13 protein-coding genes are annotated in these 15,405 nt (G+C 22.5%); 2 read left to right on the top strand and 11 right to left on the bottom strand.

Annotated features, from left to right (window positions below; all coding sequences use genetic code 11):
- Positions 1-21: 21 nt before the first annotated feature.
- The 4 genes from UAR70_00820 to prfA form a co-directional block, all read right to left on the bottom strand.
- Positions 22-1,248: an acetate kinase gene (locus UAR70_00820; GenBank protein XBC39890.1), complete on the bottom strand. Its 1,227-nt coding sequence runs from the start codon at positions 1,246-1,248 to the stop codon at positions 22-24.
- A gap of 452 nt (positions 1,249-1,700) precedes the next feature.
- On the bottom strand, positions 1,701-2,510 hold the full coding sequence (sirB1, locus tag UAR70_00815) for an invasion regulator SirB1 (protein ID XBC39889.1): 810 nt from the start codon (positions 2,508-2,510) through the stop codon (positions 1,701-1,703).
- A gap of 141 nt (positions 2,511-2,651) precedes the next feature.
- Positions 2,652-3,485, bottom strand: coding sequence for a peptide chain release factor N(5)-glutamine methyltransferase (gene prmC, locus UAR70_00810; protein ID XBC39888.1), 834 nt, complete (start codon positions 3,483-3,485; stop codon positions 2,652-2,654).
- On the bottom strand, positions 3,482-4,570 hold the full coding sequence (prfA, locus tag UAR70_00805) for a peptide chain release factor 1 (GenBank protein XBC39887.1): 1,089 nt from the start codon (positions 4,568-4,570) through the stop codon (positions 3,482-3,484). The genes prmC and prfA overlap by 4 nt, the downstream gene beginning before the upstream one ends.
- Before the next feature lie 463 nt (positions 4,571-5,033).
- Here prfA and lolB point away from each other — a divergent pair, with 463 nt between their 5' ends.
- Both lolB and UAR70_00795 read left to right on the top strand, forming a co-directional pair.
- Positions 5,034-5,651, top strand: coding sequence for a lipoprotein insertase outer membrane protein LolB (lolB, locus tag UAR70_00800; GenBank protein XBC39886.1), 618 nt, complete (start codon positions 5,034-5,036; stop codon positions 5,649-5,651).
- Between the two features lie 339 nt (positions 5,652-5,990).
- Positions 5,991-6,938, top strand: a complete 948-nt coding sequence (locus UAR70_00795) for a ribose-phosphate pyrophosphokinase (protein ID XBC39885.1) — start codon at positions 5,991-5,993, stop codon at positions 6,936-6,938.
- A 206-nt stretch (positions 6,939-7,144) separates the two neighbouring features.
- Here UAR70_00795 and UAR70_00790 read toward each other — a convergent pair whose 3' ends face one another.
- The 7 genes from UAR70_00790 to nuoK all read right to left on the bottom strand — a co-directional run bounded on the left by UAR70_00790 (position 7,145) and on the right by nuoK (position 15,394).
- Positions 7,145-7,636, bottom strand: a complete 492-nt coding sequence (locus UAR70_00790) for a CvpA family protein (protein ID XBC39884.1) — start codon at positions 7,634-7,636, stop codon at positions 7,145-7,147.
- Positions 7,637-7,673: 37 nt separating this feature from the next.
- Entirely contained in the window at positions 7,674-8,951 is a 1,278-nt protein-coding gene (folC, locus tag UAR70_00785) for a bifunctional tetrahydrofolate synthase/dihydrofolate synthase (protein XBC39883.1), read from the bottom strand.
- Between the two features lie 84 nt (positions 8,952-9,035).
- On the bottom strand, positions 9,036-9,995 hold the full coding sequence (locus UAR70_00780; GenBank protein ID XBC39882.1) for a TerC/Alx family metal homeostasis membrane protein: 960 nt from the start codon (positions 9,993-9,995) through the stop codon (positions 9,036-9,038).
- A gap of 105 nt (positions 9,996-10,100) precedes the next feature.
- Complete coding sequence (locus UAR70_00775; GenBank protein XBC39881.1) at positions 10,101-11,576, bottom strand: NADH-quinone oxidoreductase subunit N; 1,476 nt, start codon at positions 11,574-11,576, stop codon at positions 10,101-10,103.
- Positions 11,577-11,601: 25 nt separating this feature from the next.
- Entirely contained in the window at positions 11,602-13,119 is a 1,518-nt protein-coding gene (locus tag UAR70_00770; protein XBC39880.1) for an NADH-quinone oxidoreductase subunit M, read from the bottom strand.
- Between the two features lie 113 nt (positions 13,120-13,232).
- Positions 13,233-15,095, bottom strand: coding sequence for an NADH-quinone oxidoreductase subunit L (gene nuoL / locus UAR70_00765; protein XBC39879.1), 1,863 nt, complete (start codon positions 15,093-15,095; stop codon positions 13,233-13,235).
- A complete protein-coding gene (nuoK, locus tag UAR70_00760; GenBank protein XBC39878.1) occupies positions 15,092-15,394 on the bottom strand; it encodes an NADH-quinone oxidoreductase subunit NuoK in 303 nt (100 codons plus the stop codon). Before nuoK ends, nuoL begins: the two co-directional genes overlap by 4 nt.
- Positions 15,395-15,405: the final 11 nt, after the last annotated feature.

Here is a 15,405-nt window from a genome sequence, read left to right as displayed (position 1 = left end):
AATTACACAATGAATAAAATATTACTTACTTATCTCGTCCTTAAAAAGTTTTTTAATAACAGAAAAAGATTCTCTAGCTATAACTAAATCTTCATTCGAAGGAATCACTAATATAGGAATAGTATTGACTTCATTAATAAATCCTTCTTTTCCAAAACGCACTAACAAATTTTTTTTAACATCTAATTTAAAACCTAAAAAAGACAATTTAGAAATAATTATAGTACGAATTAAGTCGGAATTTTCTCCAATACCTCCAGTAAATACAATAGCATTTAGTTTACCTGATACTAAAGAAATATAAAAACTAATATATTTTAATAAACGATAACAAAATACATCTATAGCTAACTTTGATCTAGAATCATAACCATATTTATTTTCTAAATCACGACAATCATTACTAATTCCACTTAAACCAAATAAACCAGACTTATAAATTATAATATTACTTATTTCATTCATACTTAACTTCAATTCTTGATGCATAAAAAATATAATTGATGGATCAATATCACCACTTCTTGTTCCCATTACCAATCCTTCTAAAGGAGTTAATCCCATTGATGTATCAATACATACACCCTTTTTTACCACAGATACAGATGCACCACTACCTAAATGACAAATAATTAAATTTAAATCTGGTATCTTAATATCTAAAATTTTAGAAGAACGATACATAGAATATTGACAACTAATTCCATGAGCACCATATTTCTTAATACCATATTTTGTATAAAATTCATATGGAATAGCATATAAATAAGCTACTTTAGAAATGTAACTATGAAAAGAAGTATCGAAAACAGCTACATTTTTTTTCTTTAAATTAGGAAAAATATTAAAAGATGCTTTAATACCCAATAAATTAATAGGATTATGTAATGGCGAAAATTTACACGCATCTTTAATATATTCAAGTATTTTGTTTGTGATTAATACAGACGTTTTAATCTCTCTACCGCCATGTACAATTCTATGTCCAATACAATCAATGTTAAAAAAAATTTCTGGTTGTTTTTTTAAAATGTTTACTAAAAGAAAATTCAATGCATCTTCATACGAAAAATTTTTATATATAGTACTATTATAATCTTTTTCAAAAATTTTCCAGGATATTTTTGTTTTTTCAAAATTAGAAAATTCAATTATTCCTTTTAATTTTATAAAATAATTTTTATTGCTAATTACTGAAAATTTTAAAGAAGAACTACCAAAGTTTAATACTAATATTAACTTATTCAATACGTATCCCTTATATAAAATTTTTTAATTTGTAATTAAATATTAAATTTTATTACACGCTATTTAAAAAAATATTTAATAATCATATTTATTTAAAATATATTCTGAAAATATAACTCTCTCTAAACTTAATATCTTATATACCTTTACTTTTAAATAAAAAATAAAAATACCAATAAGCAACTAAGTTTTATATTATAAATAAATAAATTAAAAAAAGAGTAATATACTATTTATCATCAAAAAAATAAATTTCTTTAAAAAAATAATTAAACTTATAACAATCAAACAATGTTCATAAATATATAATACATAAAAAATAAAAATAAAAAATTTTTCTGAAAAATATCTAAATTTTATTATCTTAAATTGTATTTTCAAAAAAGTTATAAAACTAATAAACACTGTTTTTTAAGCACAACAATTTTTTTTTAAAAACAAACATTTTTTTACTAATGTAAAATAGTCGTTTTTTGTTCCATAGAATGTACTTGTATTTTCAATATTTCACTAATAGGATCTTCAGGACAATGCTTAATAAAATATATCAAATCAGCTAAAGCTACATGATTGCATTCTAACTGTGCATAAATTAATCCTCGATCACGAATTTCATAAGGATCTTTTGGATTAATCTTTAATAATAAATTACTTACATTTAATGCCAATTCCATATTTTTTTCTTCCATTAAAGCAATTTTTAAGATATCTAACATTTTTCTAACTACGTCTAATGATTTTGCTTTACTTAAATAATTATCATATAGTTCTGCTGTAGGACTAACACTTCCTTGTAACCAAACACGTAAAATACGTTTATTTAAAGTTTCTCCATTTAAAGGATTAATAAACCACACATTACCTTGCAAATCATGAGAACTTAAAATTAACTGTGTTGGAAAAATTACCGGTTCAACATTTAGATTAAACTTTTTAGCAAGATATAAAAATATTATTCCTAATGAAACAGCTGTTCCATGACAAGTATTTAATACATAATCTAACCATAAAGTGTCAGATAATTTATATACTCCACAAGCACATTCAAATTTCCAATCTCTATAAAATAATTTTATTAACCGTTTTAATTTAAAATAAGTGTCTTGTTCAGACATAATGACATCTTGTGTTTCTTTTATCATAGATTCTAATTTCTGAACTACATATTTTACAGGAAAATCACTTCGAATAAATTTAGAAGCAGAACAAATAGATTCAAATAATGATAATTCCGAAAAATCAAAATCTAATGCACGTTTCATAATATTTCCAATAACAAAATAAAATTTTATTTTAAATACTAACATAACATAATTTGATAAAATTAATTTAAATTTATACATTAATACAACAAAATAAAACCATTTAATAAATTAATATATTTTAAAAATAAAATTATCATTTTAATAAGTTTGTCCTACTGTTATGCGATCATTACCACAATAATCTTGATATGTAATTATGTTAATAAAATTATATTTATAAAATAATTTCTGAACTGAATTTTTTTGTTTCCAACCATGTTCAACTAATAACCATCCTCTAGAACATAAATATTTCTTAGAAAATTTTATAATATAAATAATAGATTCCAAACCACACTTAGAAGATACTAAAGCTGATAGTGGTTCAAATAAAACTTCTTTTCTTAAATCTTTAATTTCATGAAAACCAATATAAGGAGGATTACAAACAATCATATCAAATACACAATTAATTTTAGAAAACCAAAAACTATATAAAAAACGAACATTTTTTACTTTAAATCTTTTAGCATTTTTTTTAGCAACATTGATTGATTGAAAATTATAATCTATACCAGTTATCTTACAATCAGGTCTTTCAATAGCTAATGAAATAGCGATACAACCACATCCAGTTCCTAAATCTAATATTTTTGCATTTTTAAAACTTTCTAAATAAAATAAAGCATTTTCCACTAAAATCTCAGTATCTAACCTAGGTATTAAAGTATTATGTGTAACTAAAAAAGAATAAGACCAAAATTCTTTTTTTTTAATTAAATATGCAATAGGTTCTCCACTTATTCTTCTACCTAATAAATAATTTAGTTTATCCATGTGATAATTAGTCAACACAGAAAAATTATATCCAATTATCCACGTTCTACTTTTATTTAATACATAACTTAATAAAATTTCTGCATCTAAATTAGGACTTAAACTAATTTTTTTTAATTTTTTTTTAGCACATTCTAACCAATTTTGAATGTTCATAATAATTCAATATTTGATATATTAGATAAAAGTTCTGCATTATGATTGCGAATAATAGGTTCAATTAATACATCTAACTTGCCATTTAATACTTCTTCTAAACAATATACAACTAAATTAATTCTATGATCAGTTACTCTGTTTTTTGAAAAATTATAAGTTCTATTTCTATCAGATCTCACACCGGTACCTAATAAATCACGTCGAATAAGAGCATTTTTCTCACGACGACTGCATAATTCTAATGCATGAAGTCTAGAAATTAATACAGAAAGTGCTTTAGCCTTATTTTTATGTTGTGACCTCTCATCTTGGCATTCTACTACTTGACCTGTAGGAATATGTGTAATTCTAATCGCTGAATCTGTTGTATTGACATGTTGTCCTCCAGCTCCGGATGACTTAAATGTATCAATTTTTAAATCACTCATATTTATTTGTTTGACTTCTTTTTCTGGAATTACAGGAATAACAGCTACTGTACAAGTTGAAGTATGAATTCTACCTTGAGATTCTGTCTTGGGAACTCTCTGAACTCTATGACCACCAGATTCAAATTTTAATCTTCCATACGAATATTTTCCAATGATTTTTACAATGACATCTTTATAACCTCCTTTAATTCCATACGTACTATTAATAATTTCCGTTTTCCAATTATAAAATTCAGAATATCTAACATACATACGAAGCAAATCCCCTGAAAAAATAGCTGCTTCATCACCTCCTGTTGCCGCTCTAATTTCAATAAAACAACCTTTTACATCATTAAAATCTAACGGTAACAATAAAGAATTTATCTTAGTTTCTAATTTTTCTATTTTAGCTGAAATAATCTTAAACTCTTCTTCAGCTATGTCACGTAATTCATTATCCAACATTAATAATTTAATTGATTTAATATCATTTGTACTTTTTTTCCACTTCATATAACAACTATTAATATTAGTTAATCTTAAATATTCTTTAGATAATTTACAAAATTCTTCTTGATTTGAAATAATTTTACTATCAGACAACATACTTTCAATTTCTTCATATCTTTTATGCAAAGATTCTAACTTTTCTATAACAGAACTTTTCATAAGTTTTAGTTATATCCTTCAATTAATTTGCAAAATTAATACAACTATTATTTTGCATTAACTATAAATATCTACATACCTTTAATAATATTCATTTAATTTATTTTATATAAACTAACTGATAACAATTTAAAAAAATACAATTAAAATACTCACTTACTATCTTAAAATACTTATAAATTATTATTAACTATTATTAATTAATAAAAACTATTTTAAATAATACATAAAAATTATTATTGTGATACTTATTCATTGATAATAAAATATAATCATGTAATTAAATATATTTTAACAAAAAACATAGTATAATTAATTCAATATTGATGAATTTTAAAAAATTTATATAAAAAATACTCAATACGTATATTTAAAATACTAAAATTATTCATAAAAACCTTTAACATATATTACACATTAAATAAAAAATTTTATAACTATTTTTCTTAAAAACATAATTCTTATGGCACAACTTCAATATTTATCTAAAATACTAATTTTAAATTTATGCATATTTTCTTCTTCATGCTGCACAACTAATAACTTAGAATTAAAAAAAAATAATTTGCATATATCCAATACACAAAAACTTAAAAAATTTAAAAGATTTTATATTCAAGGATATATTATTCTATATTTTACTAATAAAATAAAATTTTTTGGAAGATTATATCTACAACAATTTTCATCTAATAATTATTTAATACTCTTAATAAATCCAATAGGACAAATATCACTCAAATGCTACATAAAAAAAAATAAAATAACAATATTTGATCATACTGGAAAAATAAAACTTAATAAAAAATCAGAAAACGAACTACTACAAGAAACAGGATTTAATATACCGTTTACATGTTTAAATCAATGGATGTTTGAAATGCCTGGAAAATCTAAAATAAAAGAAATTTATAAAAATAAAGATACTAAATTAATTAAATATATTTATCTAAAAAAAATCTGGAATATAACATATTCATATAACACCACTAAAAAAAGTTTACCATTTCCTAAAAAAATTTTTATACAAAATAATTCTATATACATTAAAATATATATCTATAATGGAATAATTAGATAACAAAAACCTAAATTTTTTTAAATCTATCAACTAAAACAACTAATTTATAGTAAATCACATTATAAAAATATTATATTAATATTTAATTAATTTTTAAGTTAAAAATTTTATTGTTTTAACATGTATAAATTTTTAATTATATAAAATATATACTCAATATCTATCTTAACATCTTATATCTTATAATTACAAAAAAAGTCTTTTTCAAAATTAATTTTACCTTGTAACAATAATATTTTATATTTCACATAAATAATTATGTTAACATTAATTAAAATAGTCGCAAATTTTTAGTATAAATAAACGTAAAAATGTTTATACACTATTGAGGTTTTTCTTGTGCCTGATATGAAATTATTTTCTGGAAATTCTATTCCAAAATTAGCTAAATCTATTGCTAATAAATTATATATTAATTTAGGAAATGCATCTGTTGGAAAATTTAGTGACGGAGAAATAAGCGTACAAATAAATGAAAACGTTCGAGGAAGTGATGTCTTTATAATTCAATCTACTTGTTACCCCACTAACGATAATTTAATGGAACTAGTAGTTATGGTAGATGCTCTAAGAAGAGCATCAGCAGGAAGAATCACAACAGTAATTCCTTATTTCGGATATGCAAGACAAGACAGAAGAGTAAGATCATCTCGTGTTCCTATTACTGCAAAAGTAGTAGCTGACTTTTTTTCTAGTGTTGGTATAGATAGAGTATTAACAGTAGATTTGCACGCAGAACAAATACAAGGATTCTTTGATGTTCCTGTAGATAATGTCTTCGGGAGTCTAATTCTATTAGAAGATATGCTTAAAAAAAAATTAAAAAATCCTATTGTAGTTTCTCCAGATATAGGTGGTGTTGTACGAGCACGAGCCATCGCAAAACTTCTTCATGATACAGATATGGCTATAATAGACAAACGAAGACCAAATGTAAATGTATCACAAGTAATGCACATCATTGGAGAAGTATCTAATAGAGATTGTATTTTAGTAGATGATATGATTGATACAGGAGATACTTTATGTAAAGCTGCTGAAGCATTAAAAATAAGAGGAGCAAATCGAGTTTTTGCGTATGCAACTCATCCAATATTTTCAGGAAATGCCTCAGAAAACCTAAAAAATTCACATATTGATGAAGTAGTAGTATGTGATACTATTCCTTTATCTCAAAAAATAAAAATGCTATTTAAAGTTAAAACACTTACGTTATCAGGAATGCTAGCTGAAGCAATTCGAAGAATTAGTAATGAAGAATCTATTTCAGCTATGTTTGAACACTAAAAATATTTTGTATATATAAAATTTTTACATGCGAATACAATAAAATTATAAAAAAACTAATAAATATTATTGTACTCGCAAAATATTTTATAAAAATTAACATGTTTAAAAAATCTCTATTACAAAAACAAATCATTACTACAAACTATATTAAAAATAGTCTAAAAATTTCTAAACGAAAAACACTTAAAATTAACTGTATTAAATTAATATTTAGTTTTTAAAAAAAATATATTTTTAACAAAAAATTTTACAATACATTTAATAAAATAATTAAAATATGGAATAAAAAATGAATTTTTAAAATAATAATTATCAGAAATATTCGTAAATAATCTTAATATAAATATTATAATACACAAAATTAATACACCACGAAATATTCCAAAAAATATTCCTAATATTTTGTTAAGAAACGACATTCCAAATTGATCTATAGTAATAGAAATACAATAATTTGAAAAACTTTTTATCACTACGATAAAAATAAAAAATACTAAAAAAGTAACTACATACTGTAAAAATAAATTACGTACATATATAGAAAATATGGAGAAACAATTATAATACTTACAAAATAAATATATACCTAACACCCATATCAATATTGAAGATAATTCTTGTAAAAATCCTTTAAAAAAACTCATTACAGCTGAAAAAATAACAATAGTTATTGAAATATAATCGATTATATTCATAAATTATTCTAATAAATAATATTTCTTATAATTTAATTTATACCTTAAAAATTTTATTTTTTATTAAGAAATGTCTAGCTTCAAATACTGCATGAAATGACCCAAATACTAAAATTGTATCAGAATATTTAATTCTATCTAATACAGATTTTAAAGCAATGTTCATGTTTTTAACACGCTGAGATACAGAAACAGGTAAATACTGTAATATTTGTTTAGAAGTAGCACTTCGATTAGTACATAATGTTACACAATACCAATAATTCACTATTGAAATCAATGGTATCATCGTACTACGTATATCCTTATCCTTCATCATTCCTACTATTGCATAAAGTTTTCCTTTTACTTTTATTTTAGATAAGAAGTTATTAAACAAATGATAAACAGCATGATAATTATGAGCAACATCTAAAATAATAGTGGGGTCATTATGTATAATTTCAAAACGACCTTTTAATTTTATTTTAGAAACACTTTTCCTAAAAATTTTTTTTTGAATGCTAATTCCAGATTCTAAGACAACCATTAAAGCTATGGCAGCACTTTCTAAAGATATTTTTGGTAACGATAAATTTAACCATTCTACACGTTTACTAAAAAAATTCCAACTAGACTGTGACTTTGTATACATCCAATCTTCATCAATTATTTTTAACTTAACTTGTCGTGCTTTAGCAATATTTTTAGAAACTGTAGGAAGATTTTTATCTCCAATAACACAAATCTTGTTCTTTCTAAATATTCCAGATTTTTGAATACTAATAGATTTACGATCTCTACCTAATACATTCATATGATCTAAACCTATATTAGTTATAACAGAAATGTCATAATCCAAAATATTAGTAGCATCTAATTTACCACCTAAACCTACTTCTAAAATCATTATATCCAAATTATAACTTTTAAATATAAGCAAAGAAGATAAAGTAATAAACTCAAAACGAGTTAATAAAATATCTTTTTGAAAATATCTAATATCACTAAATGATTCTATATGAATACTATTATCTAATTCTAATCCATTGATACGAAGACGTTCACAATATTGAATTAGATGTGGTGAAGTGTATAATCCAACTTGATATCCTAATTCTAAAAATAACGATTCTAAAATAAAACATACTGTACTCTTTCCATTCGTGCCACCAACTATAATAGAAAAAACATTAGATTTGAGAATTCCTAATCGTTTAGCAACATATAATATTCGTTCTAAAGAATTATCAATGCTATAATTTACTAAATTATTATTCAAAAAGTTCAACCAAGATCCAAAAGAATGAAATTTAAAAATACCATTATTAATCATAAATATAATTTCTTATTGAATAAAATTATTTTAAAAAAAATTACATTACTACTGTACATATAAAAAATTAATATATCAATTAATTTATATTTTCACTTTAACGAAAATTTTTCCAGCTATAAAACAAGATATTAAAGTAATCATTATAAATGCTAAAGAAACTGATATTGGTATTTCAAATAATTCTTTTAATAAAATTTTTATACTAATAAAAATTAATATTACTGCAATTCCATATTTTATAAAACTAATGTTTTGTAACTCATTAACTAATATAATATAAACAGAACGTAAACCCGCCATAGAAAAAAAACTAGACGTCATTACAATGAATGGATCTTTAGTAATTGAAAAAATAGCTGGAATACTATCAAGAGACAAAATTATATCATTCAGTTCTACTAATATCAACACTAAAAATAAAGGAGTAGCAACTAATACCCCTTTTTCTCTAGAAAAAAATTTATTACCTGAAAAATTTTTAGTTAGTCGAAAATTTCTATATATCCATTTTACGAAAAAAATATCTTGAGTATTCTGTTTATCACCATTGCTATCTAAAAAAATAATTTTTACTCCAGTAAAAAACAAAAATATACCAAGTATATAAAAAATAAATGACCAATTAGACAATAACCATATACCACAAAAAATTAAAATACTTCTTAATATTAATGCAAAAAATATTCCATACAATAAAATTTTTCTTTGAAAAATCACTGGAATAGAAAAAGATTGAAATAAAATATACCAAATTGCCATATTATCCATGGAAAAACTTTTTTCTAAAAAATATCCAGATAAAAAAACAAAAAAATTCTTACTTGCTAAATTTTCATTAAAAGTAAATTTTGTATATAACCATATAAAACAACTGAATAAAATTGTTATTAAGAACCATAATAAAGATAATATTAAAGCTAATTTTGTCGAAGTATCTTCACTTTTAAAAAAATTTTGTACACTAAAATCAATAACTAATAAAATTATTATTATTACTCCAACACTACACCATAAAATAGGTGTACCTATAGTATCAACCATTACAAAACCTTTCTGATTCTAATATTAATATTGACAAAAAAAAATGAATTTAATTAAAATTTATATGCAACAAAAATATAGTTAAAAATTCTATTCTTATTACCATTAAAATTGAAAAAAATAAACTAAATTTATAATTATATACGGAAAAATACCTAAAATTAATGCCAATATTGATATTAAAATTAAAAATAAAATTAAAAATATAATACCACTTTTTTGAGAAAAAATTTCTATACGATTCATAAAGTTTTTATTGTCAGGAACAATAAATAATTTTGATATTATTTTTAAGTAAGCATATAATCCTATAGCAGTACTTACTAAAATCAAAAAACCAAAAAACCACATTTTTTCTTTTACTACCAAAGACATTAAATAAAATTTTCCAATAAATCCTAACGTAATAGGAATTCCAGACAAAGACATAATCATTATTATCATAATAGTAGATAAAATCGGATTATACCAAAAAAAACTAGTATAAGAATTTATCAAATCTAAATTGCACTTTCTATATATACTAGATAAAACACTTATTAATCCAAATATTCCAATATTTGCTATAGCATAACCAATTAAGTATATTCCTACTACTTCTAAAGATAATTGAATATTATAATTAGATGCGAATAATGTAATAAACAAATATCCAAATTGAGAAATAGATGCATATCCTATCAATCTACTAAAACTAGTTTGACGAATAGCCATTAAATTACCAATAATAATTGAAATACATGACATCATATTTAATAAATCACTAAAAACTCCTATATGACAAGATGCTAATATAATAAATATCTTATATAAAAAACTAAAAATTGCAATTTTAGTAGCAGTAGAAAAAAAAATTAATGTTTTAGACGAAGTCCCTTCATATACATCTGGAGTCCATATATGAAAAGGAAAAATAGATAATTTTGATGCTACAGAAATAATAAATAAACTAAAACCAAAAAATAAAATAATATTAAAATTATATTTCTTTACCATCATAACTAATTCATAAATAATACTAGATAATTCAAAACTTCCTGTAACAGAATATATTAAAGACATACCAAACAACAAACACGCTGATATCACACCAGATAATAACATATACTTAAAAGCAGCTTCTAATGCTTTTTTATTCCAATAAGCATATGAAATTAAACCAATAGAAGACAAAGAAATTAATTCTAATCCTATAAAAAAAGAAAAAAAGTGATTAGAAATAATTAATGATATACAACCTATTGTAGAAAATAAAAGTAATAAATAAAATTCTTCATAATCATATAAATGTTTTGATAAACTACAATACAAAAAAAAACAAGTCACAAAACTACAAATAAGCACAATCCCAATATATAATAACGAATACCTATCTATATAAAATAATGAAGTAAAACTAACTGGAACAATATTATTAATCATACATAAAAAAACAAAAGAAACTAACAAACCCACACTAGTTAATAAAAAAACACAAAAATGATTACGATTATACGAAATAAATAAAATCATCAAAATTGTAATTAATATTAATACCAATAATGGATACAATACTATTAATTGCTGCATAAAACTTATCATTGTAAATCAATACCTTTTAATTAAATTAAATATGAAAAATTTCATGAATATTACACAAAGAAGAATATGAAACATCAAAAATTATCTTTGGATAAAATCCAATTATAAGTATTAAAATTGATAAGAACAAAAATACAAAAAAATTCTTTACAATTACCCGATTAGAAATAAAAACAAGATTATTTTTATTCATAACACCAAAATAAATTCTTTGTACTACCGTTAAAGAACATAAAGCAGAAAATATTAACGAAATCGAAAGTATTCCAACAATAACAGGAAAAAACTTAAAACAACCCATTAAAGTCATCAATTCACCAGAAAAATTACCAGTACCAGGAATTCCAAAATTAGACACTATAAAAAAAAAGAAAAATCCTGGTATCCACTTTAATTTAGACCATAAACCACCCATTTTACTTATCTTAAAAGTTCCTAAATTTTTGAATAACTGACCAGATAACAAAAATAATGCAGAAGTAGATAAACTGCACGTAATAACTAATAAAATACCACCTTGATAAGACAATTGATTAATACTATAAATAGATATAATCACAAACCCCATATGTGATATAGAAATGTATGCAATAAACCGCTTAATATTATCTTGAAAATAAGAAACAAAAATACCATAAAAAATAGTTATAATACCCAAACAAATTATTACAAAAGAAAATCTAACAGTAGCATGAGGAAATAATGGTAAATTAAATCGCATTAAAGCATATATTCCAGTTTTTAATAAAATTCCAGATAAATCAACAGAACCCATTATAGGAGAATAAACATGAAAATCTGGCAACCATCCATGAAAAGGAACAATAGGAATTTTTATTGCAAACGCTAAAAAAAAACAAAACATAATACAACTTTCTAATAAAATAGGAATTTTTGCTTTACATAATATCTCATAATTAAAAGTAAAAAAATTATTATAAGTATAATTTGTATATACTAATGCTAATATCGAAAATAACAATATTAAACCCGAAATTTGTGAATAAATAAAAAATTTATTAGCTGAATGAATTCTTTTTAAACACACTTTTTCATTATTATTCCCATAACCCCACATAACAACTAAGAAATAAATAGGTAAAATGCTTAATTCCCAAAAACAAAAAAACAAAAATAAATCTATTGAAATAAATATTCCTATCATGGAACCAATCGTCCACAATAAACTAAAATAAAACATCCCTATATTTCTTCTAATTTGATCAAAAGAACAAAATATAGATATCAATCCTAAAACGCTAGTTAAATTTAGCATTAATATAGATAATCTATCAACAGCTAAATAAAAAGAAATTCCTAATCTAGAAATCCATGGAATAATATATTCTACATTCCAGTGGTGAGTCAATGAATTCGAATAATCTATATAAAAACATTGATAAAACAAAATTAAAGATAAAATAAATACAATTGTCATAGAAATTAATGATAAATAATAAGAAAAATTTACATACTTATTATTCATAAACAAACATAGTATCCCACTAAAAAAAGGGATAATAAGCAAAATAGGAAGTAACATGCTAACTAAATTCCTGTTTATTAAATAGATTTTAAAAATACCAATACTTTTAAAAAAATAAAACAATTAATTTCACATAAAAAATATAAAAACATATATTTTCTATAACCAAATTAATTATTTAAATTTATAGTTATAAATAAAATTAAGAAAAATCCAAATATTATAAATAAAATATATGAATGCAAATATCCATCATGAAAATACTTCAATTTTTTACCTAATGATAAATATTTGTTAACAAACATCAATAAAAAATTTTTCATAGGATCAGATTTTAATGATTTAGAAATAAATAAATATGGAACAATAAATAAATATCTATACAAACCATCGAAAAAACTAAAATTCAATAAAAAATCATATACATACTTTCCTAATTTAATACTTAATAATATATCAACTAATTTTTTATTCAATATCCAACAACAATAAGAAATAAAAACTCCTAAAACAGATAAACAACCACAACATATTTCAAATAAAAACTTAGAAGAATGAACTAATAAATACTCTTTTTTAGGAAACACTGACAACAAAGGTAAATTTATTAGTGCAAAAATAAAGGTAGAAAAAAAAATTAACAATCCAAGAGGAAAATAACAAGAATACGATTTTAAAGAAACAAGATTATTCAAATTTGATGTATTGCTATTTCCAAAAAAAACTAAAAAAATCATTCTAAATGTATAAATAGAAGTTAATAAAGAACCAAACAAGCCAGATATTAAAAATAACATATAATTATTTTCTAAAGCAGAAAATAAAATATTACCTTTACTATAAAACCCAGATGTCAATATTGGAAAAGAAGCTAAAGAAGCACCACCACACAAAAAAGAATAACATAAAATAGGATATTTTTTTTGTAAATCACCCATTTTAAAAATATTTTGTTCATGATTTAATAAAATAATCACAGCACCAGCTGAAAGAAACAATAAAGTTTTAAAAATAGCATGAGTAACTAAATGATTAATAGCTAATGACCATTCCTGCATAGATAAAGCAATAAACATATACCCTATTTGACTTATAGTAGAATAAGCTAAAATACGTTTAATATTTTTTTGAACTAATGCTAAAACGCAAGCAACAAGTAACGTAACACTACCTATGATTCCTAAATAATACAATATTTCTGAATGAGAAAATAAAAAATTCATCCTTGCAACTAAATATATACCAGAAGTAACCATTGTAGAAGAATGGATTAATGCAGATGCAGGTGTAGGCCCGACCATAGCATCTATTAACCAAGTATACAAAGGAATTTGAGCGGATTTAGCTAATACTCCAATTAACATAAATATAGAAATATAATCTATTAGTTGAATCATTTCAAATGTTTTAGTAGTTTGAAAAATATATTTCAATTTTAAAAAATCAACTGTTCCGAAAGTTTTATACACAAAAAAAATTGATAATATTAAAAATATATCTCCTATCCTAGTCATTATAAAACCTTTCATAGCTGCATAACTAACATTAATTTTATTATGATAAAAACCTACTAATAAATACGAACATAAACCTACACCTTCCCATCCAATATACATAATAATTAAATTATTAGCTAAAATTAATAAAATCATGCTTGCTATAAATAAATTCATATATGCAAAAAATCGTGTATATCCAATTTGAAAATTCATATACCAACTAGAAAACAAATGTATTAAAAATCCTATAGTAGTTATCATAACCAACATTGTTATAGATAATCCATCCAATAAAAAGCTAAAATCTATCTTTAAATTATCCATAGACATCCACGTCCACAACGGAAAAACAAATACATCTTTTAGACCTTGTTTAAAAAAATAAAAAATACTATAAAACGATATCATCATAGACAAAAAAATTGATCCAATACTTATTTGTTTCACTAATTTCTTTGATAAAGAGTTATCAAAAAATAACAAAATTATACAACTAATTAATGGACATAAAATTACAAAATAAATAATATTCATCCATTCATCTCACTTAATTTATCAATATTTAATGTTTTAAAACGCTTGTAACATTGAATTAATAACATTAAACCAATAGACGATTCAGCAGCACCTACAGTCAAAATTAAAATATACATAATTTGACCATCAACCTGGTTCCAATAACTTCCAACAATGACTAATGCCATTCCAACTGCATTAATCATGATTTCTAAACCAATTAACATAAACAGTATATTTTTATGTATTACTAAAGATAAAAAACCTAATACAAATAGAATTGACGCTAAAATTAATCCGTGAGACAAAAATATCATAAAATTTTCCA

The organism is Buchnera aphidicola (Chaetogeoica yunlongensis) (genome assembly GCA_039829965.1).
GTDB lineage: Bacteria > Pseudomonadota > Gammaproteobacteria > Enterobacterales > Enterobacteriaceae > Buchnera_B > Buchnera_B aphidicola_BA.
The sequence above is the reverse complement of the archived record's forward strand: the minus strand, read 5'-3'. Positions and strand labels throughout refer to the sequence as shown.